The organism is Pseudomonas sp. Y5-11, from assembly GCF_022368695.1.
Lineage (GTDB): Bacteria > Pseudomonadota > Gammaproteobacteria > Pseudomonadales > Pseudomonadaceae > Aquipseudomonas > Aquipseudomonas parakoreensis.
The window spans coordinates 4,551,595-4,574,304 of sequence record NZ_CP058974.1; the positions used below are offsets into that span (position 1 = coordinate 4,551,595).

The window sequence follows — 22,710 nt, forward strand, 5'->3', positions numbered from 1 at the left end:
GATGGACTGCGCAGCAGTCCCTATCTTTTTGGCCCGCTACGCGCGCCGTCGGGGATAAATCCCCTCACCACAGGTTCAGTGTCACTTCCGACTGCCGGGCATTAGCGAAATACTTTTTTCTTTTTGATATCCCTGCCAGGACACCCACGCCTATTTACCGCGTCGTGTCCGGCCCGATTCTGCGCGCCTGCGCGGCGCCATCGTGAGTGATTGACCATGAAATTCGCAGCCATCGAAGACGCACGCCTGTTCCTTGAACAAAACCCCGATATCGACATGATCGAGCTGTTCATCCTCGATGCCAACGGCGTGCCACGCGGCAAGTTGTTGCACCGTGAAGAACTGCTTGCCGTGTACCAGAGCGGTCGCCCGCTACCCAGCACCATCCTCGGCCTGACTGTGCAGGGCGAGGACGTGGAAAACTCCGGGCTGGTGTGGGACGTCGGCGACATCGACTGCCGCGCCTACCCGCTCGAAGGCAGTCTGGTGCGCCTGCCGTGGCGGCAGATTCCCACCGCGGCAGTGCAGGTCAGCATGCACCCGACCGAGGGGATGCCAGCGAGCATCGCCGACCCGCGTCATCTGCTGATCAAGGTCATCGACGGCCTCAAGGCCGAGGGTTATCACCCGGTGATGGCGTGCGAACTGGAGTTCTATCTGCTCGACGCCAAACGCGATCACAACGGCCGTCCGCAACCGGCGCTGGATGCCGATGGCGGCCGACCGCGACACACTCAGGTCTACGGTTTGCGCGAACTGGAGCAGATCGAACCGTTCCTCGCCGACCTCTACGGTGCCTGCAAACTGCACGGCATTCCGGCGCGCACGGCGATCTCGGAATATGCACCAGGCCAGGTGGAAATCACCCTTGAACACGGCGACGCACTGGTCGCGATGGATCAGGCAGTGCGCTACAAACGTCTGGTCAAAGCGGTGGCGCACAAGCACGGCATGCAGGCGACGTTCATGGCCAAGCCGTTCGATGATCTGGCCGGCACCGGCATGCACATGCACGTCAGCCTTGCTGATGGCGAGGGGCGCAATCTGTTCGCCGCCGAGGATCCGGCCGGCACCCCGCTGCTGCGCACGGCGATTGGCGGCATGCTCGCCTCGCTGCTCGATACGCTGCTGCTGTTCTGCCCCAACGCCAACTCCTACCGCCGGTTCCAGGCCAACAGCTACGCGCCATTGGCGCCGACCTGGGGCGTCGACAACCGCACCGTCAGCCTGCGTGTACCGGGCGGCCCGGCCAACACCCGGCATATCGAACATCGCATCTGCGGCGCCGACGCCAACCCGTATCTGGCGGCGGCAGCGATCCTTGCCGGGATCCATCGCGGGATTCGTGAAAACCTCGATCCGGGTGCGCCGGTCGAGGGAAACGGCTATGCGCAGGCCAAGGAATTGCTGCCGACCGACTGGCTGACGTCGCTGCAGGCGCTGGAAAATTCTGCGTGGGCGCGGGATGCCCTGGGCCAGGAATTTCTTGGCGTGTACCTGGCGGTGAAGCGTGCCGAGTACCGGCAGTTCATGGCCGAGGTGGGTGAGCAGGACTGGCGTTGGTACCTGACCGAAGCCTGAAGCCTCACCACTAATCTCCTGTGGGAGCGAGCCTGCTCGCGAAAGCGGTGTGTCAGTCACTTAATAGGTTGAATGTGACGACGCCTTCGCGAGCAGGCTCGCTCCCACAAGTGACCGCGTATAACCAAAGAATTTGTGTGGACACCAACATGACCCAACGCTGCAATTCCTACTACACCGCCACCCTCAACCAGGACACCGATTACCCGACCCTGCAGGGCCGGCACCAGGTTGATGTGGTGATCGTCGGCGGCGGTTTCACCGGCGTCGCCACCGCCGTCGAACTCGCCGAAAAAGGCCTGAAAGTCGCCATCGTCGAGAGCCGCAAGATCGGCTGGGGCGCCACCGGGCGCAATGGCGGACAAGTCACCGGCAGCCTCTCCGGCGACGGCGCGATGCGCAAACAGATGCGCCCGAAACTCGGCGATGAGGTCGACGATTTCATCTGGCACCTGCGCTGGCGCGGGCATCAAATCATCCAGCAGCGCGTGACGAAATACGGCATTCAGTGCGACCTCAAACACGGTCATCTGCACGCGGCTTACAAGCCGAGCCACATGGCCGGTTTGCGCAATGATTACGAGGAAGCCGTGCGTCGCGGCCTCGGCGACGAAGTCAGCCTGCTCGACCGCAGTCAAGTGCGCGACCTGCTGCAGAGCGACCTCTACCACGGCGCAATCAAGAACACGCGCAACATGCATCTGCACCCGCTCAACCTGTGTATCGGCGAAGCGCGGGCGGCAGAAAGTCTTGGTGCATTGATCTTCGAGAACAGTGAAGTGCTGGAGATCATTCACGGCAAGAGCCCGGGCGTACGCACCGCCCACGGCCAGATCGACGCCAATCAGGTCATGCTCGCCGGCGACGTCTATCACAAACTCGAACCGGGTCAGCTCAAGGGCAAGATTTTCCCGGCCATGGGCGGCATCGTCACCACCGCGCCGCTGGGTGATCTGGCGCGGCAGATCAACCCCGAAGATCTCGCGGTGTATGACTGCCGTTTCGTCCTCGATTACTACCGCCTCACGGCTGATGGTCGTCTGCTGTTCGGTGGCGGCGCCAACTACAGCGGCAAGGATTCACGGGACATCGCCGCCGAGCTGCGCCCGTGTATCGAGCAGACCTTCCCGGCGCTCAAAGGGGTGCAGATCGACTACCAGTGGAGCTGCGCGATGGGCATCGTGATCAACCGCATCCCGCAACTGGGCAAGCTCTCGGACAACGTCTGGTATTGTCAGGGCTACTCGGGACACGGCATCGCGACGACGCACATCATGGGCGAAATCATGAGCAGCGCGATCACCGGGCAGATGGAACAGTTCGACACCTTTGCGCAGTGCCAGCACATTCGGGTGCCGATGGGGGATTTACTGGGCAATCCGTTGCTGGCGGCGGGGATGTGGTATTACCAGATGCTTGAACGCCTTCGCTGACACCCCCGATCCCTGTAGGAGCTGCCGAAGGCTGCGATCTTTTGATCTTGATCTTAAAAACAAAGTCAAAAGATCGCAGCCTTCGGCAGCTCCTACAGTGTCCGTGTCGTACTCAACCTGATGTACACCACCAAAACCTGTGGGAGCTGGCTTGCCAGCGATGAGGCCATCAGCCTCAGCAAAAAACCTCAGTCCGGCAACTGCTCCACCACAATCCCCAATCGCCGATAATCCTCGACACTGCCCGACGCCACATGCCGCTCGGTAATCAGCGTATGCAGGCGAGTACAAGGCGCCACCACAAACGGCTCGACCGCCCCGAGCTTGTCCGCCGTGGTCACCGCAATCACCCGCGTCGCGCTGTCGAGCAGCGCCTGTTTCACCGGCACTTCATCGAAGTGCAGCGAGGTGATGCCCACTTCCGGGTGAATCGCGCAGACGCCGGTAAAGGCCAGATCCGCCTTGATCCCGGCCAGCATACGCACCGCCTCGTGCCCGCCGGCCGCCATCGTGCGCGGATTAAGTTGCCCTCCGGCGAGAATCACGTTCACGCCCTTGTACTCAGACAACGCGATGGCCGTCATCGGCGCTGCGGTCACCGCGGTGATCTGGATATCCGCCCGCAGCGAGCGTGCCACCTGCAAAGTGGTGGAGCCGGAATCGAACAGCACAATCTGCCCGTCCTCCACCTCTCGCGCTGCCCGTTGCGCCAACCGCACTTTGACCTCATCGGTCTCATCCAGCCGGGTGAAGTAATCCTTGCCGCTGTCCTTGGGCCGTGGCAGTGCCCCGCCATGCACGCGCTGCACCAGCCCGGCGTTGTCCAGTTCGGCGAGGTCGCGGCGAATGGTGTCTTCGGACACGGCGAAATGCTGGCTCAACTCGGAGGCCATGACCTTGCCGTCGCGCTCGAGGATCAGGAGGATTTTCTGCCGGCGCAGGGAGGGCAGTTCGGTGACCGAATGATCGTGCATGGTTTTGCCTGTTTGTGCTTGTAGTTGCAGGTTTTTGCCGAGACTAGCGAAAGCCTCGGGCAAACACAAACCGGCGGGTATCAATTGTTTCGATCATTGGAATCAACAGGCCGAATTTTTTCTTTGCATGGCCCCTGTTCAGAATGGCCTCACTTTAAAAAGGCTCAGGATGAACAGCTGATGAATCTCAATTTTGCGTTTGCGTGCATGATCGTGGTGTCTTTTGCGATTGCCCTTGGCCACGCCTGATACGTCACACCGACGCCGCCAAGTGCTCGCGAAGCCATTTGTGTGCCGGGTCGCGGTGCGCGCGCTCGCCCCAGAACATTGCCATTTCGTAGCCCGGCACCTGCAGCGGTGCGTCCACCACCTGCAACGCCGGGTTGCCGCGCACCAGCCGTGACGGCAGCATCGCCACCAGATCAGTACTGGCCAGCACCGACATCACCATCAGAAAATGCGGCACCGACAACACCACTTTGCGCGCCAAACCGACCTCGGCCAGCGCCTTGTCGGTGACCCCGAAAAAACCGCCGCCCTCGCGCGACACCATCACGTGTTCCAGCGCGCAGAACTGTTCGCGAGTCGGCTTACGCTTCAAACCCGGATGCCCGACACGCCCGACCAACACGTAATGCTCGGTAAACAGCACCCGTTGATGCAGATCCAGCGGCGCGTCTTCGGTGATGTGCAGCGCCAAGTCAAACACGCCCTGCTCCGCCTGCCTGGCCAACTGCGCCGGCACCAGATCAAGCACCGCCAGCCGCGTGCCCGGCGCCTGAAGGCGCAAACCGCTGAGGGCTGGCAGCACCACCGTCGACTCGCCGTAATCGGTCGCCGCGACTTTCCAGATGTGCCTGGCCTGCGCCGGATCGAACGCGCTGGCCGGCGCCACCGCGCGCTCCAGTGCCTGCAGCGCTTCACGCAACGGCTCGCGCAGTTCATCGGCCCGTGCAGTCGGGCGCATGCCCCGAGGGCCGGGCAGCAACAGCGGGTCGCCGAAAATCTCGCGCAGCTTGGCCAGGTGCACGCTCACCGACGGCTGCGACAGGTTCAACCGCTCTGCGGCGCGGGTTACGTTGTGTTCTGCCAACAACACGTCTAGGGTCAACAGCAAGTTTATATCCAGACGTCGTAAATTATTCATGGCTATACCTGACATATCAGACATTCATTTCCAATATACCGATCAAGGACTGATCCTGCCTGCATCCAACCAAGGAGTTACGACATGAATGTGCTACTGGTCTACGCCCACCCCGAACCCACTTCGCTCAACGGCTCGCTCAAGGACTTCACCGTCCAGCGCCTGCAAGCCGCCGGCCACACCGTGCAGGTCTCTGACCTGTATGCGATGAACTGGAAAACCACGATCGACGCCGATGACGCCCCCGGTCGCGATGAAAGCCGGCCATTCCACGCTTCGATCGATTCGAAACTGGCTTACCAACAGGGCCGGCAGTCCGCCGACATCGCCCGCGAGCAGGAAAAACTGCTGTGGGCCGACGCATTGATCCTGCAGTTTCCGCTGTGGTGGTTCACCATGCCGGCCATCCTCAAAGGCTGGGTCGAGCGCGTGTATGCCTACGGGTTTGCCTACGGTGTCGGCGAACACTCCGATGCGCGCTGGGGCGAGCGCTACGGCGAAGGCAAGATGAAAGGCAAACGCGCGATGCTGCTGGTCACCACCGGAGGCTGGGATTCTCACTACAGCCCGCGCGGGATCAACGGGCCGATTGATGATTTGCTGTTTCCGATCCAGCACGGCGTGCTGTTCTACCCCGGTTTCGACGTGGTGCCACCCTTCCTGGTGTACCGCGCCAGCCGCATGGATCAAGCGCGGTTTGCCGAGACCTGCGAGGCACTGGGTACGCGTCTGGATGAATTGTGGAGCACGCGGCCGATTGCGTATCGGCAGCAGAATGCCGGCGATTATGAGATTCCGGCGTTGACGTTGAAGGAAGGTATAGCCCCGGGGCTTGAGGGCTTTGCGGCCCACACACGGTAAAGATACCTGGACCTTTGTGGCGAGGGAGCTTGCTCCCGCTCGGCGACGCAGTCGCCGCAAACCTGCGATTTCGGTGCACCTGAAACACCGCGACATCAGGATTTGGGGCCGCTTCGCAGCCCGGCGGGAGCAAGCTCCCTCGCCACAGGAGGGTGTGCTTCAGACTTCTTTCTGCGCTCGCCGCACCTGCACCAACAACGCCGGCGCAAAGTGCAGCAACACCATCCGCGCCAGATGATGCGTGAGGATAAACACCACATTCAGCCCACCGGCAAACGCGACAATCGCAATCGTCTCGATCGCCCCCGGCATATACGCCAGCCACAGCGACAGCGGATCACTGCCCAGCCAACGCGCCGCTACTTCGGCAAATGCCGCCGCCACCACGATCATCAGCCCCACCGACACAAATGCCGTGCGACCATGCCGCCCGAGCTCCGCAAAACCGAGTCCCTGAAAGCGCGAGCCGATCCGCACGCCGAGAATCAGCGCCGCCAGATTCAGGCTCCAGTCCGGCATGTGGAAGCCGTGCAGCCATCCCGATTTCACAAACACCGCCGTCAGCAGAATCGCCGTCAGCATGAACGGCGCCGGCACGCCGATTGCCAGCAGCAAACGCCCGAGCACCACGCTCAGGCCGATCAGTGCGAATACGGTCAACGCCATGCCTGTGCTCAACGGAGGACTTTCAACCACCGCCACCGAGCCCTGCCCGGGAATCAAAAAGCTCACCAGCACCGTGATCAACAGCAACCGCATCAGGTGCACGATGATGACCTTGCTTGAGGCCTTTTCCGACTCCAGCAAATCAAACACCGCTGCCAGTGCGCCGGGGTATACCGCCAACAGCGCATCGGTACGGTTCCAGCCTGCGCCGCGGGTCAGCCATCCTCCGGCGAGGGCAATCTGTACCGTCAGGCATAGCAACAGAACGCCGAGGCTTGGCAACATCGCCGATGCCGTTGCACTGTCCCACGCCTCGAACATCAGCCCGGTGGCGATGCCCAGCGTGACCTGGATGTAGCCCAGACCATAAGGCGTTGCGGGGGCAAAACCGCTGCGCGTGGTGACCAATGCGGTGACGAGGATCGCTCCCAGCAACAGGCCATGAGGGACACCGCTGACCTGCAACGCAGCGCCAACGGCGGCCGCGATCAACAAACACAGAATCGATTTCATATTCGCCTTCCTGGCTATTTCCCTGAGGTATTCCACTCCCCTGTAGGAGCTGCCGAAGGCTGCGATCTTTTGATCTTGCTTTTAAAAAACAAAGTCAAAAGATCGCAGCCTTCGGCAGCTCCTACAGGGGGGATTCGTTCTTACGTGCGCAACCGCCCAATCGCCCGCCGATACTTCTCGACCCGCTCCAGATCCTCCCAACCTGGCGAGGCAATGCGCGACAGGTCGCTGTTCTCTTCCAGATCCGCCAGTTTCACCACCCGGCCAATCGGGTTCTGCGCCGCGCGCTCGACGAAATCCTCGTAGGATTCGCCCGGCACTTTGGTCACCGACTCAATCGCCGTCAGCACCTCTTCGCTGAAACCTTCCTTGCGCAAGTCATCGAGGCTGACGCCGCAATCCTCGACCACGTCGTGCAGCACGGCGACGATGCGTTCTTCCAGCGAATTCATGCGCAACATGACTTTCAGCGGATGCAGAATGTACGGCGCACCGCCCTTGTCGACCTGCCCGGCATGGGCGGTGGCGGCGATGGCGATAGCGCGTTCGAGTGTCTGGGGCATGGAGATTCCTCGGGTTAGAGACCGTAACGGCCACCGACGTGGATATTGCGTTTAAGCCAGTTGCCGATTGTTTTCAAACGCCCCACTGGCTGGGCATGTTGCTCAAGCAGCCTGGACACCAATGTCGCTTGGTCCACCTCCCGATGCGCATCGATCACCTGCGCAACCCACGCACAATCAGCCTTCTTCAAATGCTCACGCCATTCGCCGGGCCAGCCATCCAGCTCATCCAGCGCCAACCACCGCGCTCCGCCCTGCTCGGCATGCCCGCCGCCAATCGATTGCTCGAAACAGAACGGCGTCGCCGGTCGGGACTGGTCGATGCTGAAAATGTAGATGTCTTGAGTGGGGTGCTGCGGAGTGGGGGCGTTGTTGCGGCTGCCGATTTCAATCATGCGCGGTTCCGTCCGTGGGCGAGGCGTTACAACTTGTTTCGCAGTCTACGTCGTGGTGCCGATGGGGGGAACCATTGGCGATGAACCGGGATGTGACAAGTGATGAATTTGACTGAACGGAGATCCCTCAACGTTTCATGGCTTCGCACTAACGGCGCAGGTCATGGCTACTGATACCGTTGCAATTGCCTCCGTTGGAGGCAGCGGGATAAGCACCAATCGAAATAATCATAATTAATTAAAAATATTAAAACCTGTCATGTATTACAGGTGACAGCACCTTTAACCAAAATACATTATCACCTCCCAGAAACATGTACTCCAAGATCATGCTCGCTTAGAAACTGGAGGTTGAGAAATGACATACCCCCTGAATGGAAACTATGATGGCGGAAGCGGAAATATATACCGTTTGGAGATTGAAAAGTTCAACGAATCAAACGGAACCTGCAGCGGCTATTTTTATGACGATCACAAGAAAACTCGCGAAAAAGTGGAAGGCCACTACCATTTCTACTGGGACGGCCAAGATGAAACAGTACTCGAATTCCGTACGTCACATGGCGCTTGGAGATGGGAAGCAGACTACGTCGGTGGTTCGCCATCCTTCACAAAATGGAGCGCCACTCTAAATGACGACATTTATAATCCGATCAAGTTTTTCAAAGAGTCAAACACACCGAAAACTCCAACCTTGGCAGAACTAAAGTACGGCGAATAAGTAATTAAGAATTTAGAGAAAAATTGAGACCATGTTTTAGCAACGCCGAAAAATTAATCAAAGCCATACACCGGCATAAGGGTATGGCTTTGAATAAAACCAAACCCGCTGCCTTTCCATATCGTGCCGCAAATCATCAAAAATTCGCTGGCGTATTCGCACTAATAATCTCAGCCTCATCCGCCCCGATATTCCGGAACTTGTGCGGCAGCGTCGTCGGAAAATAATACCCGTCCCCCGCACTCAACACGCTCACCTGCCCGTCCACCGTCAACTCGACCGTGCCGCGCGTCACCAACCCACACTCCTCGCCTTCCGCGTGAACAATCGGCTCTTCGCCGGAGCTTGCACCCGGTGCGTATTGCTCGCGCAGCAAGCGCATCTGGCGGCTTGGGACGGAGGCGCCGATCAGCAGCAGGCGCAGGCCGTGGCGGCCGAGGTCGGGTTGTTCGTTGGCGCGGAACACGTATTGGTGTTCGCGCGGGGGCTGGTCGAAGGTGAAGAAGTCGGCCAGGGACATCGGGATGCCTTCGAGCAGCTTTTTCAGTGAGCTGACGGAAGGACTGACGCGATTCTGTTCGATCAGGGAGATGGTGGCATTGGTCACGCCGCTACGCCGGGCCAGCTCGCGCTGGGAGAGTTTGTAGCTTTCGCGCACTAGTTTGAGTCGAGAACCCGTATCCATGACAGCCTTATGTGAGTAGTACTTAAGGGTAATGGGGGTGGGTGGCGGGTGCCGCGCAAGGCGCGCGGATCACGTTGCTCCCGTGTCCCGGAACCGTGAAAGGCGGCTATTAAATCACGTTTGCCGGTGTTGCTCAGCAGGTTCGATGGACGGTGCGGTAAAAGTCCTTCTGGCCTTGGTAATACAGTCACTGTGGGAGCGAGCCTGCTCGCGAAAGCGGTGTGTCAGACGACATGGAGGTTGGCTGATATGGCCTCTTCGCGAGCAGGCTCGCTCCCACAGTTGGATCTCTTTTGTGTCAGTTAACTTGATAGCGGTTGTCAGACCGCTATCGCTGGCAAGCCAGCTCCCACAGGTTTTGTGGTGTGTCAGCGGGAGTGAGGGTGGCTGCACTGGTCTCATCGCGAGCAGGCTCACTCCTACATTTTGATTCTTGGTGTATCAGATAAAAAACCGGCGGGGTCTTGGGGACCGCCGCCGGGGAGGTAACTTAGATGCCGAAGCGGTCGCGCAGCGAGTAATACACGGCGCCGAGGGCGGTCAACGGGGCGGAGAAGGTGCGCCCGCCGAGCATCGGCATGTGCGGCAGCGAGGCGAAGGCGTCGAAGCGTTCGGCGTCGCCGCGGATCATTTCCGAGATCAGTTTGCCGGCCAGGTGCGAACAGGTGACGCCGTGACCGCTGTAGCCTTGCATGTAGTAGGCGTTTTTCTCGATGCGGCCGAATTGCGGCATGCGTGACATGGTCAGCAGGAAGTTGCCGGTCCAGCGGTAGTCGATTTTCACGTCCTTGAGCTGCGGGAAGGTCTTGAGGATCTTCGGCCGGATCAGGGTTTCGATGTCGTCCGGTTCACGGGCGCCGTAGACCACGCCGCCGCCGTACAGCAAACGGTTGTCAGCAGTGAGACGGTAGTAATCCAACAGGTAATTGCAGTCTTCGACGCAGTAGTTGTTGGTGATCAGGCTGCGCGCCTGCTTTTCCGTCAACGGTTCGGTAACGCAGATCTGCGAGCCGCACGGCATGCTCTTGGCGGTCACGCGGTTGTCCAGACCCTGCGGCAGGTAGGCGTTGCCGGCGATCAGCAGGTACTTGGCGCGGACCTGGCCTTTGGCGGTGCGCACGACGTTAGGCTCGCCGTACTTGATTTCCACGGCGGCCGATTGCTCGTAGATCTTGCCGCCCAGACGCACGATGGCCGCGGCTTCACCGAGGGCCAGGTTCAGCGGATGCACGTGGCCGCCCTGCATGTCCAGCAGGCCGCCAACGTAGGCGTCAGAGCCGACTTCGCGACGAATGTCGGCAGCGTCGAGCATCTTCAGGTTTTTGTTGCCGTAACGTTCCCAGCTGCGCTTCTGCTCGGCCAGACCGTTGAGTTGTTTCTTGTTCATCGCTGCGAAAATGCCGCCCGGGCGATAGTCGCATTTGATGTCGTAGTCCTTGATCCGCGAACGGATGATGTCGGCGCCTTCGAAGATCATGCTGCCGAGGATTTCTGCGGTCTTGTCACCGTAGCGCTCTTCGATCACATCGACGTCGCGACTGTAGGAGTTGACCAGTTGCCCGCCATTGCGGCCACTGGCGCCGTAGCCGACTTTAGCCGCTTCGAGCACCGTCACTTTGTAGCCGGCCTCGGTGAGGAACAGGGCCGAGGACAGGCCGGTGTAACCGGCGCCGATGATGCAGACGTCGCACTCGACCGACTCTTCAAGGGTCGGAAAGTCGATGACTTCGTTGCGGGTGGCGGCGTAGTAGCTGTTGACGTGTTGTTGCTTCATTTTATTGTTCTCCGAGGGTCGCTCATCAGGAGCGACCACCGCTGTAGAAAATCAGAGCTTGATCCAGGTCGCTTTCAGCTCGGTGTACTTGTCAAACGCGTGCAGCGATTTGTCGCGACCGTTGCCCGACTGTTTGAAGCCACCGAACGGGGCTGTCATGTCGCCGCCGTCGTACTGGTTGACCCACACGCTGCCGGCGCGCAGGCCACGGGCGAAGGTGTGCGCTTTGCTCAGGTTGCTGGTCCACACGCCGGCGGCGAGGCCGAAGATGCTGTCGTTGGCGATCTGCAGCGCTTCTTCAACGGTGTCGAAGGTGATCAGCGACAGCACCGGGCCAAAGATTTCTTCCTTGGCGATGGTCATGGCGTTGGTCACGCCGTCGAAAATCGTCGGCTCGATGTAAGTGCCGCCGGTTTCTTCGAGGGTGCGCTGGCCGCCGGCAATCAGCTCGGCGCCCTGCTCGCGGCCGATGCTGATGTAGCGCAGCACGTTATCCAGTTGACGCTGATCGACCACGGCGCCGACGGTGGTGGCCGGGTCAAGCGCATGCCCCGGTTTCCACGCTTGCAGCGCTTCCACCAGCAGCGGAATGAATTGCTCGCGGATCGAACGTTCGACCAGCAGACGCGAACCGGCGGTGCACACTTCGCCCTGGTTGAAAGCAATGGCACCGGCCGCAGCCTGGGCGGCTGCGCGCAAGTCCGGGGCGTCGGCAAACACCACGTTCGGGCTCTTGCCACCGGCTTCGAGCCAGACGCGTTTCATGTTGCTCTGGCCGGCATAAATCATCAGTTGTTTGGCAATCGCCGTGGAGCCGGTGAAGGCCAGCACGTCGACGTCCATGTGCAGCGCCAGCGCCTTGCCGACAGTGTGGCCGAAGCCCGGCAGGACGTTGAACACACCTTTCGGAATGCCCGCGTCCAGCGCCAGTTGGGCGATGCGGATCGCGGTCAGCGGCGACTTTTCCGAAGGCTTGAGGATGAACGAGTTACCCGCCGCCAGCGCCGGGGCGAATTTCCAGCTGGCCATGATCAGCGGGAAGTTCCACGGCACGATGGCCGCGACTACGCCGGCTGGCTCGCGGGTCACCAGGCCGAGTTGATCGTGCGGGGTGGCGGCGACTTCGTCGTAGATCTTGTCGATGGCTTCGGCGCTCCAGCGGATCGCGTTGGCGGTCGCCGGAATGTCGATGCTCATCGAGTCGCTGATCGGTTTGCCCATGTCGAGGGTTTCCAGCAGCGCCAGTTCTTCCTGGTGTTGCAGGATCAGATCGGCGAAGCGGATCAGGATGCGTTTGCGCTCGGCCGGGGCCTTGTTGGCCCACACGCCGGAATTGAAGGACTGGCGTGCGACCTCGACGGCGAGATTGGCGTCGGCTTCATCGGTGCTGGCCACGGAGGCGAGGAAACGGCCGTCGACGGGGCTCAGGCATTCGAAGGTGGCACCGCTGATCGCCGGGCGATATTCGCCGTTGATGAAGGCGCGGGATTCGAGGGTCAGGGACTGGAAGCGTTGTTCCCAGTCGTTGCGGGTCATGGTCATGGGGGTGACTCACACAGGAGAATGGGTGACCGATATCCCTGTGGGAGCGAGCTTGCTCGCGAATACGGTGGGTCAGTCACCTTCAATGTTGAAGGTGATGGCCTCTTCGCGGGCAAGCCCGCTCCCACAGGGTTTTGCGGTGTTAACGGGATCGCGCTTGAGCGTCAGACCGTATGCAGATACCAGTTGTACTCAAGGTCGGAGATCGAGTTCTCGAACTCGGCCAGCTCGCTTTCCTTGCACGCGACGAACACGTCGATGTACATCGGGTCGATGTAGCGGGCCATGACTTCGCTGTCGTCCAGCTCGCGCAATGCATCGCGCAGGTTGTTCGGCAGGCTCTGTTCGTTCTGCTCGTAGCTGTTGCCTTCAACCGGTGCGCCCGGCTCGATCTGATTAGTCAGGCCGTGGTGAATGCCTGCCAGTACCGAAGCCATCAGCAGGTACGGGTTGGCGTCGGCGCCGGCCACGCGGTGCTCGATGCGCACGGCGTCGGCCGAACCGGTCGGTACACGTACCGCAACGGTGCGGTTGTCGATGCCCCAGCTCGGCGAGTTCGGCACGTAGAACTGCGCGCCGAAGCGGCGGTACGAGTTGACGTTCGGGCAGAGGAACGCCATTTGCGCAGGCAGGGTCTCCAGCACACCGCCGATCGCGTGGCGCAGCGCGGCGTTCTGCTCGGGATCCTCGCTGGCGAAGATGTTGTTGCCTTCTTTGTCCAGGATCGAAATGTGTACGTGCAGACCGTTGCCCGCCTGGCCCGGATACGGCTTGGCCATGAAGGTGGTGTCCATCTCGTGGTCATAGGCGATGTTCTTCACCAGACGCTTGAGCAGAACGGCGTAGTCGCAGGCCTTGATCGGGTCGGAGACGTGATGCAGGTTGACTTCGAACTGCGCCGGGGCGCTTTCCTTGACGATCGCGTCAGCCGGGATGCCCTGCTCTTTCGCGCCTTCGAGGATGTCTTGCAGGCAGTCGACGTACTCGTCGAGATCGTCGATCAGGTAGACCTGAGTCGATACCGGACGCTTGCCGGAGACCGGTGAACGCGGCGACTGCGGACGGCCGTTCACGTTGTCCTGGTCGATCAGGTAGAACTCCAGTTCGAACGCGGCGCAGATGGTCAGGCCCAGTTCGTCGAACTTGCGCACTACGTTGGCCAACACTTCACGCGGGTCGGCGAAGAACGGCTCGCCTTCCAGTTCGTGCATGGTCATCAACAGTTGTGCGGTCGGGCGCTTCTGCCACGGCTCGATGCTCAGGGTGCCGGGGATCGGGTAGCAAATGCGGTCGGCGTCACCGATGTCCAGGCCCAGACCGGTGCTTTCCACGGTGGAGCCATTGATGTCGAGGGCGAAGAGCGAGGCCGGCAGGTTGATGCCTTTCTCGTAAACCTTGTGAAGACTGGTGCGCTCGATGCGCTTGCCGCGCACCACACCGTTCATGTCTGCAATCAGAAGGTCGACGTACAAAACCTCAGGATGTTTCTTAAGGAATGCGTTTGCTTCGTTGAGTTGAACGGCACGCAGAGGGACCGACATGATGCACCTATTTAGCTGTTAATTATTATGTTCACTGCTGTTTCGCCGAGCCAGTCAATCCGAAAGGCAAAGTGAAGTCAATAGCGAACACCCAGCCGTTCAGCGTTTATTTTTCGGGCTTTTTTTAACACTCACGTGCCAATGCAGGCGCCGCAAGGCCTGGAATCATGAAGGTTGGATGAACGGCGTTTAGAATTTTTTACATGGCAGTTGTTAATTAAAATCAACGAGGCTAAGCTCCGGAAAAGCTCGTTCAAGTGTCAAACTTCGAGGTGAATAAAAATGGCATTCAAGCCATTGATCGGCGTTACAGCGTGCGTCAAACAGATTGGCCTGCACCCCTATCACATCAGCGGCGACAAATACGTTCGCGCTGTCAGCGTTGCGGCGCTGGGGTTGCCCGTCGTCATTCCTTCCCTTGGCAAACTGACTGAAATCGAAGACCTGCTGGGTCAACTCGACGGTCTGCTGCTGACCGGCTCACCCTCGAACGTGGAGCCCTTCCACTATCAAGGCCCGGACAGCGCCCCCGGCACGGATCACGATCCGGCGCGGGACGCCACCACCCTTCCTTTATTGCGTGCAGCCATTGCGGCGGGCGTTCCGGTGCTCGGCATTTGCCGTGGCTTCCAGGAAATGAACGTGGCCTTCGGCGGCAGCCTGCACCAGAAGGTGCATGAGTTGCCGGGCATGCTCGATCACCGCGAAGCCGACAGCCCGGACGTGGCCGTGCAATACGCACCGGCGCATGCCGTGAGCGTGCTGGCCGGTGGTGTGTTCGAGGCGCTCGAGTTGCCGGGCGAATTTCAGGTCAACTCGATTCACAGTCAGGGCATCGACCGCCTCGCGCCCGGCCTGCGTGCCGAAGCGGTGGCGCCGGATGGCCTGATCGAGGCGATCTCGGTCGAGCACAGTCCGACTTTCGCCCTCGGCGTGCAATGGCACCCGGAATGGCAGGTGCTGGACAACCCGAACTACCTGAAGATTTTCCAGGCGTTCGGTGAGGCTTGCCGGCAACGGGCGACGCGGCGCAGCCAGCGCTGACACCACCCAGGATTTCAAAACTGTTTACTGCCCCCACGGGGTCGGCGGTTGCGCGTGTGCGCATCCGTCATCCGTGAAAACAACACACCGTAATAACAACAAGTACGACCCAGGCAGCCAGGACGGCGGCGCCGACCAGGTCAGGGTAACCCGCAGCCAATGCGACCTCCTGTAGGAGCTGCCGAAGGCTGCGATCTTTTGATTTTGTTTTTCAGAATCAGGATCAAAAGATCGCAGCCTTCGGCAGCTCCTACAGAGGCCATGTGTGGCGAGGACAGTTTTCCCTGGCTTGCAATCCACTTAAGCCCGGCCACGTTGGCCGAGCGAACGAAACCTGTTGGGAGTTTCACATGGCAAACGCCTCCAGCACTTACCGGAAGGCACTTGAAGGCCACCAGCAACCGAAAAAGGTTCTGGTGAAAGTCGATCGTGTCACCAAGAAGTTCGACGAAACCACGGCCGTGGACGATGTGTCCCTGGAGATCCATCAGGGCGAAATCTTCGCCCTGCTCGGTGGCTCCGGTTCGGGCAAATCGACCCTGCTGCGCATGCTCGCCGGTTTCGAGCGCCCGACTGAAGGGCGGATTCTGCTCGACGGTGTAGACATCACTGACATGCCGCCCTACGAGCGGCCGATCAACATGATGTTCCAGTCCTACGCGCTGTTCCCGCACATGACCGTGGCACAGAACATTGCCTTCGGCCTCAAGCAGGACCGTTTGCCCGCCAGCGAAATCGACGCCCGCGTCGAAGAGATGCTGCGCCTGGTGCACATGACCCAATACGCCAAACGCAAACCCCATCAGTTGTCCGGCGGTCAACGCCAGCGCGTCGCCCTCGCCCGCTCTTTGGCGAAACGCCCGAAGCTATTGCTGCTCGACGAACCGATGGGCGCACTGGATAAAAAACTGCGCTCGCAGATGCAGCTGGAACTGGTGGAAATCATCGAGCGCGTCGGCGTGACCTGCGTGATGGTGACCCACGACCAGGAAGAGGCCATGACCATGGCCGAGCGCATCGCGATCATGCACCTGGGCTGGATCGCCCAGATCGGCAGCCCGGTCGACATTTATGAAGCGCCGGTCAGCCGCATGGTCTGCGAATTCATCGGCAACGTGAACGCCTTCGACGGCACCGTGGTGGAAGACCTTGAAGGTCACGCGATCATCCACAGCCCGGACTTGCAGCAGAAGATCTACGTCGGTCACGGCGTCAGTACCTCGGTGCAGGACAAGTCGATCACCTACGCGATCCGCCCGGAAAAAATGCTCGTCAGCACCCTCAAGCCAGAGACCCGCTACAACTGGTCGGAAGGCAAGGTGCATGACATCGCCTACCTCGGCGGCCACTCGGTGTTCTACGTCGAGCTGCCGGGCGGCAAGATCGTCCAGTCGTTCATGGCCAACGCCGAACGTCGTGGCGCGCGTCCGACCTGGGACGACAAGGTCTACGTGTGGTGGGAAGACGACAGCGGCGTGGTGCTGCGCTCATGAGAACCTTCAATCAGCAATGCCTGCGCCTGGTGCCCAGCGGGCGAAAGTTCGTCATCGGCATCCCGTTCATCTGGCTGTTCCTGTTCTTCATGTTGCCGTTTTTCCTGGTGATGAAGATCAGCTTCTCGGAAGCCGCGCTGTCGATCCCGCCGTACTCGGAGATCTACACCTACGCCGAACAGAAATTCCAGCTGATGCTGAACATCGGCAACTACACCATGCTCGGCGAAGACGAGTTGTACCTGTCGGCCTACCTCGGTTCGCTGAAGGTCGCGGCGCTGAGCACGATGATGTGCCTGGTGATCGGTTTCCCGATGGCCTATGCGATCACCAAAGCGAGCAAGGAAGCGCAAAACGTCCTGCTGCTGTTAATCATGATGCCGACCTGGACCGCGATCCTGATCCGCGTTTACGCGTGGATGGGCATCCTCAGCAACAACGGTCTGCTCAACGCGTTTCTGATGTGGACGGGGCTGACCGATCACCCGATCGAGATCCTCAACACCAACACCGCGGTGTATATCGGCGTGGTCTACGCGTATCTGCCATTCATGGTGCTGCCGCTGTACGCCAACCTGGTCAAGCACGATGGCAGCCTGTTGGAAGCCGCGTCGGACCTGGGTTCGAGCAACTTCAACAATTTCTGGAAAATCACCGTGCCGCTGGCCAAGAACGGCATCATCGCCGGTTGCATGCTGGTGTTCATTCCGGTGGTCGGCGAGTTCGTGATTCCGGAACTGCTGGGTGGCCCGGAGACGCTGATGATCGGTCGCGTGCTGTGGCAAGAGTTCTTCAATAACCGCGACTGGCCGGTGGCGTCTGCGCTGGCAGTGGTGATGCTGTTGATCCTGATTGTGCCGATTCTGCTGTTCAACCGCAGCCAGGCCAAAGAGATGGAGGCACGGGGATGAAACGCTTCGGTTTTTCCAAGTTCATGTTGATCTTCGGCCTGATGTTCATCTATCTGCCGATGCTGATTCTGGTGATCTACTCGTTCAACGCCTCGAAACTGGTGACGGTGTGGGGCGGCTGGTCGGTGAAGTGGTACGTCGGCCTGCTGGACAATACGCAACTGATGGGTTCGGTGGTGCGTTCGCTGGAAATCGCCTGCTACACCGCGATTGCCGCAGTGGCGTTGGGCACCCTCGCCGCCTTCGTCCTGACGCGGGTGACGCGCTTCAAGGGTCGTACGCTGTTCGGCGGTCTGGTGACGGCGCCGCTGGTCATGCCGGAAGTGATCACTGGTCTGTCGCTGTTGCTGCTGTTCGTGGCGATGGCGCAGTTGATCGGCTGGCCACAGGAGCGTGGCATCGTCACCATCTGGATCGCCCACACCACGTTTTGTGCAGCCTATGTGGCGGTGGTAGTCTCCGCCCGCCTGCGGGAGCTGGATCTGTCGATTGAAGAAGCCGCGATGGATCTGGGGGCCAAGCCGTTCAAGGTGTTTTTCCTGATCACCATTCCGATGATCGCGCCATCGCTGGCGGCGGGCGGCATGATGTCGTTCGCCCTGTCGCTGGACGACCTGGTGCTGGCGAGCTTCGTTTCCGGCCCGGGTTCGACCACCCTGCCGATGGAAGTGTTCTCGGCGGTGCGTCTGGGCGTGAAGCCCGAGATCAACGCCGTGGCCAGCCTGATTCTGCTGGCGGTGTCGCTGGTGACTTTCCTGGTCTGGTACTTCGGCCGCAAGGCAGAAGCCAGCCGCAAGAAGGCGATTCAGGAAGCGATGGATCAAACGGCGAATGAGGCGTGGCAGCAGCCGCAACGCGCCGCGACTGCCTAAGCAACACCGATGAACACTGTGGTGAGGGGATTCATCCCCGATCGGCTGCGAAGCAGTCGCCAAACCATTGCATGCGGTGTCCCTGTTAAACCGCAAGTGCCTGGCTTGGGGCCGCTTCGCGACCCATCGGGGATAAATCCCCTCACCACAGCAAGCTCCCTCGCCACAGGTTTTACGTACACCCGGTTTGTGTTTTTGAATAAGAAGAATGGAGTTTCACCGATGAAAATGTTTGGCAGGACTCTGCTGACACTGTCCTTAATGGGCGCAATCGCCACGGGCGTCCAGGCCAACGACAAGGTGCTGCGTGTTTACAACTGGTCCGATTACATCGCGCCGGACACCGTCAAGAAGTTCGAAGACGAGACCGGTATCCAGGTGACCTACGACGTGTTCGACAGCAACGAAACCCTTGAGGCGCGTTTGCTGGCGGGCAAATCCGGCTATGACATCGTCGTGCCGTCCAACAGCTTTCTGGCCAAGCAGATCAAGGCCGGGGTCTATCAGCCGCTCGACAAATCGAAGCTGTCGAACTGGAAGAATCTCAACCCGGTGCTGCTGAAAAACGCCTCCGCCAGTGATCCGGGCAACGCTCACGCGTTCCCGTACATGTGGGGCTCGATCGGCATCGGCTATAGCCCCGACAAGGTCAAGGAAGTGCTCGGCGCCAACGCCCCGACCAACTCCTGGGACCTGCTGTTCAAGCCGGAAAACGCCGAGAAGCTGAAAGCCTGCGGTATCAGCTTCCTCGACTCGCCGACCGAAATGATCCCGGCCGCCCTGCACTACCTGGGCTACCCGGTGAACGACAAGGACAAGGCGCACATCCTAGAAGCCGAAGCGCTGTTCATGAAGATCCGCCCGTACGTGGCGTACTTCCATTCCTCGAAGTACATCTCGGACCTGGCCAACGGCAACATCTGCGTGGCGGTCGGTTACTCCGGAGACGTGCTGCAGGCCAAGGCCCGCGCGGTTGAAGCCGGCAACAAGGTGCAGATCGACTACAGCATTCCGAAGGAAGGCGCCGGCAGTTTCTACGACATGGTCGCGATCCCGCGCGATGCGGCGAATGTCGATAACGCCTACCTGTTCATGAACTTCCTGATGCGCCCGGACATTATCGCCGAAATCACCAACAGCAACGGCTACAGCAACGCCAACTCGGCGGCGACGCCACTGGTGGACGAAGCGATCCGCAATGACCCGGGTTCGTACCCGTCGCAAGCGGTGATGGCGACGTTGTACGCGGTGCCGGATCAGCCGATTGCCACCCAGCGGATCATGACCCGCGGCTGGACGCGGGTGAAGCTCGGTAAATAACTGACACCGCCCCCCTGCGGCAGCTCCTACACAGGGATGTGGCGTAGCTTTTCCGTTCACGCAGCGCCTTACCACCGCTGCACCCTGCAATGAACGGCCTCACCTGGCTCCCTCGGCTCAGGTGAATTTCAGGCGCCCTCGGGCGCCTTTTTTTCTGCGCTCAATTCAGCGGCCAATCCTGCAGGATCCGATAGCGGCCCTTGTGCGATTCGAACAAGGCAAAGCGCTCGGCACGCAGGAAGAACTCCGGCGGCGTGGCGGCTTCCGGTTCCGCTGCGCGGTAGTCCCGGGCCAGGGTCAAGTGCGGGCGAAACTCGCGCGGCGAGTCTTCGAAACCGAATGGCAGTATCGCCTGTTCCAACGCATACACCAGACGCAACAATGCTGGCGGCGCCTGTTCCGGCGCCAGAGACAGGATCCCCGCGCGATGCCAGACCTGCAGGCGATCCAGCGCAAGCTTCAATGGCTCACCCGGCGTTCGTACCTTGCCGGCGGCCTCGCAGACTTCATGGATCTGCGCCAGCGGCACCGCGCCGAGGAACAGCAGCGTCAGGTGAAAGTTATCCGCCGGCACCGCTTTGCCGGTTCTCAAGCGCAGATCGGCGCGCCACTGAGCGATGGCCTTGCGTAATGCTGGTGGGCAGTCGAGGGCGAAAAACAGTCGCTTGAACGGTTCATCCCTGCGCGCATCATCGGTCATGGCCCTGCTCCTTCGCTGGTCGATCGGCCGATTCTACACAGCCTTCTCTGACGACTCGCGACAGCCGGCTATAGTTCAAGGATGGCCATCGAACTGGAGGTCGCCATGCGCGAGATCCTCAGCAAAGAGCCCTGGTGGGCCCGACCACCCAGCCCAGGGCAGGATGAAACCGAGCTGGAATGGGGCTGGCTGGTGCATTACAGCGAAGGTGAACCGCGTTTCGAATTCGTCCGCGAACGACCGACGGAGGAAGAAATCCGCCACCGCAAAAGCTGCCGCATTACTCCCTCTGCAGAGTGACCACCACCCCATGGGGGAGCGAGCCTGCTCGCGAAAGCGGTGGGTCAGCCATGAAGCTATTGGCTGTGCCGGCCTCTTCGCGAGCAGGCTCACTCCTGCGCTGGATTTCAGGATTCAAGAATGTCCTTGAAACCACCAAAGATCATCCGCTGCCCATCAAACCCCATCGGATTGACGTCCGGTTGCATGCGCGGGTCTTCCATCATCTTTGCCATGCCGGCATCGCGGGTGGCCTTGTCGGGCCAGATCAACCAGCCGGCCGAAACGGTCTCGCCGTCCTTGAGTTTTACCGCCATCGGGAATGACGTGACTTTGCCTTCCGGCACGTCATCGCCCCAGCCCTGAACCACCTCCTTCGCTCCGTACTCCTTGAACAGTTTCGCGGCGATCGCACAGTGTTTTTTGTACTGCTCGCGGTTGGCATTCGGCACGGGTGCTACAAAAATATCGATGTAAGCCATGATCACTCTCCTTGCACGTTGGGTTCTATCTGCTGATTGGTCGATTCGGGAGGTCGCCATTCGACACGATTCAGCCCCTGCCCGACCGACGGTTGTTCGCCCCCGCCAAGGTTGCCCTCGACCTGCCCGGCGATATGCAGCGTTCCAGCCATGACCCCGGTGGTCGGGTTTTGCAGCAGTTTCGCCCAGGCCTTGTCGAAGGTACTGCCCAGGCTGCTGCGAATCAGCGCTTCGCTGTCGGGTCGGTCGTTGGCCTGGATGATCGCGCGGATGCCCGCCACCCCAATCGAGATCACCCCGCCAACCAACTTGCCCGCCGCAGCCGCCACCGCACTGGCCGCTCCGCGCGGCGCCATTTCCGCTTCCATCCGTTGACTGGCGCGTTTGGCCACAGGGGCCATGCCGGCGTCGGTCGAGGCAATGCCCTTGCTGCCGCCCTCAGTGTGGATCTTGTCGATCAGCGCGGCATACGCCGGCAAGGTGTTCAGCGGCTCGGTGCTGATGATCTGATACAGCGACGCATCCCGCGCCGGCGGCGGACCGAGGGCGATGGCCGGGACCTTCTGCAGACGCCCGTTGAGTTGGGCCACCGGCATGCCATAGCGCTGGGCGATGAGCGGCATCTGCTGGGCCATCAGTTGCGCGTAGAACGCCGTGGCCTGACCGAGGATCGCGTCCGGATCGATCTCCACCGCCACCGGCGCCAGCACTCTTTCCTGATATTGCTCAAGCAGATAGCTCGCCAGACGCTTGGCCGACGCATCCTGCTCGCCGCCAGCACTGATGGTGTACCAACTGACCTTCATCGACAGCCATTCCTGAGTCCAGTAGCTGCTGAACCACGGAATGAAATTTTCTTCAGTTTGCTGATAGACGCGAGTGCGCCAATGTTCCATCGAACCCCGGGCAAATACTTTGACTTGCTCGGTGGATTGCTGCGAGGCGCTGACGATGTCGCGGTCGATCTGCTGCCAGGTCGCCGGGGACACCACCACCGCTCGCGGCGCCACCGGAGCGCGGGCCGAGGTGGCGCAGCCAGCCAGCAGACACAGTGCGGCGAGGCTCAGCGCACGCAGGTTCACGGTGGTGGAGTCCTTGAATGGAGGGAGACAGCATTGAGTATAGGTGTGTCAGTTTCCGAGGATGTTGGCTGTACCGACGCCATCGCTGGCAAGCCAGCTCCCACAGAGCCCTTCTGTGAACATCAATCCAT

Annotated in this window: 22 protein-coding genes; 10 read left to right on the forward strand and 12 right to left on the reverse strand. The window is 60.4% G+C overall.

The window, feature by feature from the left end; all coding sequences use genetic code 11:
- Positions 1–216 precede the first annotated feature (216 nt).
- On the forward strand, positions 217–1,581 hold the full coding sequence (locus HXW87_RS19955; protein WP_239777573.1) for a glutamine synthetase family protein: 1,365 nt from the start codon (positions 217–219) through the stop codon (positions 1,579–1,581).
- A 149-nt stretch (positions 1,582–1,730) separates the two neighbouring features.
- A complete protein-coding gene (locus HXW87_RS19960) occupies positions 1,731–3,014 on the forward strand; it encodes an FAD-binding oxidoreductase (protein WP_239777574.1) in 1,284 nt (427 codons plus the stop codon).
- Between the two features lie 188 nt (positions 3,015–3,202).
- On the opposite strand, the gene HXW87_RS19965 is transcribed toward HXW87_RS19960, so the two are convergent.
- Both HXW87_RS19965 and HXW87_RS19970 read right to left on the reverse strand, forming a co-directional pair.
- Positions 3,203–3,988, reverse strand: coding sequence for a DeoR/GlpR family DNA-binding transcription regulator (locus HXW87_RS19965; protein WP_047293524.1), 786 nt, complete (start codon positions 3,986–3,988; stop codon positions 3,203–3,205).
- 253 nt (positions 3,989–4,241) lie between these two features.
- Positions 4,242–5,135, reverse strand: coding sequence for a LysR family transcriptional regulator (locus HXW87_RS19970; protein ID WP_217325308.1), 894 nt, complete (start codon positions 5,133–5,135; stop codon positions 4,242–4,244).
- An 84-nt stretch (positions 5,136–5,219) separates the two neighbouring features.
- Here HXW87_RS19970 and HXW87_RS19975 point away from each other — a divergent pair, with 84 nt between their 5' ends.
- Positions 5,220–5,996: an NAD(P)H-dependent oxidoreductase gene (locus HXW87_RS19975; RefSeq protein ID WP_131671289.1), complete on the forward strand. Its 777-nt coding sequence runs from the start codon at positions 5,220–5,222 to the stop codon at positions 5,994–5,996.
- Between the two features lie 159 nt (positions 5,997–6,155).
- On the opposite strand, the gene HXW87_RS19980 is transcribed toward HXW87_RS19975, so the two are convergent.
- The 3 genes from HXW87_RS19980 to HXW87_RS19990 all read right to left on the reverse strand — a co-directional run bounded on the left by HXW87_RS19980 (position 6,156) and on the right by HXW87_RS19990 (position 8,133).
- Entirely contained in the window at positions 6,156–7,175 is a 1,020-nt protein-coding gene (locus HXW87_RS19980) for an AbrB family transcriptional regulator (RefSeq protein WP_239777575.1), read from the reverse strand.
- Positions 7,176–7,315: 140 nt separating this feature from the next.
- Positions 7,316–7,738 carry an HD domain-containing protein gene (locus HXW87_RS19985; RefSeq protein WP_182401513.1) on the reverse strand — a complete coding sequence of 141 codons (423 nt, stop codon included), beginning with the start codon at positions 7,736–7,738 and terminating at the stop codon, positions 7,316–7,318.
- 14 nt (positions 7,739–7,752) lie between these two features.
- Positions 7,753–8,133 carry a hypothetical protein gene (locus tag HXW87_RS19990; RefSeq protein ID WP_239777576.1) on the reverse strand — a complete coding sequence of 127 codons (381 nt, stop codon included), beginning with the start codon at positions 8,131–8,133 and terminating at the stop codon, positions 7,753–7,755.
- Between the two features lie 358 nt (positions 8,134–8,491).
- Between HXW87_RS19990 and HXW87_RS19995 the strand changes: the two genes are divergently transcribed.
- The gene (locus HXW87_RS19995) at positions 8,492–8,854 is read left to right on the forward strand and encodes a hypothetical protein (RefSeq protein WP_239777577.1); all 363 of its coding nucleotides are present in this window, start codon (positions 8,492–8,494) and stop codon (positions 8,852–8,854) included.
- A gap of 136 nt (positions 8,855–8,990) precedes the next feature.
- On the opposite strand, the gene HXW87_RS20000 is transcribed toward HXW87_RS19995, so the two are convergent.
- The 4 genes from HXW87_RS20000 to HXW87_RS20015 form a co-directional block, all read right to left on the reverse strand.
- A complete protein-coding gene (locus HXW87_RS20000) occupies positions 8,991–9,539 on the reverse strand; it encodes a cupin domain-containing protein (RefSeq protein WP_011333561.1) in 549 nt (182 codons plus the stop codon).
- 490 nt (positions 9,540–10,029) lie between these two features.
- Positions 10,030–11,313: an FAD-binding oxidoreductase gene (locus HXW87_RS20005; protein WP_095668897.1), complete on the reverse strand. Its 1,284-nt coding sequence runs from the start codon at positions 11,311–11,313 to the stop codon at positions 10,030–10,032.
- Positions 11,314–11,364: 51 nt separating this feature from the next.
- The gene (locus HXW87_RS20010) at positions 11,365–12,855 is read right to left on the reverse strand and encodes an aldehyde dehydrogenase (RefSeq protein ID WP_239777578.1); all 1,491 of its coding nucleotides are present in this window, start codon (positions 12,853–12,855) and stop codon (positions 11,365–11,367) included.
- Between the two features lie 164 nt (positions 12,856–13,019).
- Positions 13,020–14,396, reverse strand: coding sequence for a glutamine synthetase family protein (locus HXW87_RS20015; protein ID WP_047293499.1), 1,377 nt, complete (start codon positions 14,394–14,396; stop codon positions 13,020–13,022).
- Between the two features lie 282 nt (positions 14,397–14,678).
- On the opposite strand from HXW87_RS20015, the gene HXW87_RS20020 reads away from it, so the two are divergent.
- From HXW87_RS20020 to HXW87_RS20040, 5 genes are all read left to right on the forward strand, one after another.
- Entirely contained in the window at positions 14,679–15,440 is a 762-nt protein-coding gene (locus HXW87_RS20020; RefSeq protein ID WP_182401686.1) for a gamma-glutamyl-gamma-aminobutyrate hydrolase family protein, read from the forward strand.
- A gap of 350 nt (positions 15,441–15,790) precedes the next feature.
- On the forward strand, positions 15,791–16,933 hold the full coding sequence (potA, locus tag HXW87_RS20025) for a polyamine ABC transporter ATP-binding protein (protein ID WP_041073459.1): 1,143 nt from the start codon (positions 15,791–15,793) through the stop codon (positions 16,931–16,933).
- Positions 16,930–17,844 carry an ABC transporter permease subunit gene (locus tag HXW87_RS20030; RefSeq protein ID WP_041073460.1) on the forward strand — a complete coding sequence of 305 codons (915 nt, stop codon included), beginning with the start codon at positions 16,930–16,932 and terminating at the stop codon, positions 17,842–17,844. Before potA ends, HXW87_RS20030 begins: the two co-directional genes overlap by 4 nt.
- Positions 17,841–18,716: an ABC transporter permease subunit gene (locus HXW87_RS20035; RefSeq protein WP_007962456.1), complete on the forward strand. Its 876-nt coding sequence runs from the start codon at positions 17,841–17,843 to the stop codon at positions 18,714–18,716. The genes HXW87_RS20030 and HXW87_RS20035 overlap by 4 nt, the downstream gene beginning before the upstream one ends.
- A 222-nt stretch (positions 18,717–18,938) precedes the next feature.
- On the forward strand, positions 18,939–20,036 hold the full coding sequence (locus HXW87_RS20040; RefSeq protein ID WP_239777579.1) for a polyamine ABC transporter substrate-binding protein: 1,098 nt from the start codon (positions 18,939–18,941) through the stop codon (positions 20,034–20,036).
- Positions 20,037–20,196: 160 nt separating this feature from the next.
- Here HXW87_RS20040 and thpR read toward each other — a convergent pair whose 3' ends face one another.
- Positions 20,197–20,736 carry an RNA 2',3'-cyclic phosphodiesterase gene (gene thpR / locus HXW87_RS20045; RefSeq protein ID WP_239777580.1) on the reverse strand — a complete coding sequence of 180 codons (540 nt, stop codon included), beginning with the start codon at positions 20,734–20,736 and terminating at the stop codon, positions 20,197–20,199.
- A 105-nt stretch (positions 20,737–20,841) separates the two neighbouring features.
- Between thpR and HXW87_RS20050 the strand changes: the two genes are divergently transcribed.
- The gene (locus tag HXW87_RS20050) at positions 20,842–21,036 is read left to right on the forward strand and encodes a hypothetical protein (protein ID WP_095136579.1); all 195 of its coding nucleotides are present in this window, start codon (positions 20,842–20,844) and stop codon (positions 21,034–21,036) included.
- A gap of 107 nt (positions 21,037–21,143) precedes the next feature.
- Here the strand turns inward: HXW87_RS20050 and HXW87_RS20055 are convergent, their stop codons facing one another.
- Positions 21,144–21,497: a DUF1428 domain-containing protein gene (locus HXW87_RS20055; protein WP_239777581.1), complete on the reverse strand. Its 354-nt coding sequence runs from the start codon at positions 21,495–21,497 to the stop codon at positions 21,144–21,146.
- 2 nt (positions 21,498–21,499) lie between these two features.
- A complete protein-coding gene (locus HXW87_RS20060; RefSeq protein ID WP_047293486.1) occupies positions 21,500–22,579 on the reverse strand; it encodes a hypothetical protein in 1,080 nt (359 codons plus the stop codon).
- Positions 22,580–22,710 lie beyond the last annotated feature (131 nt).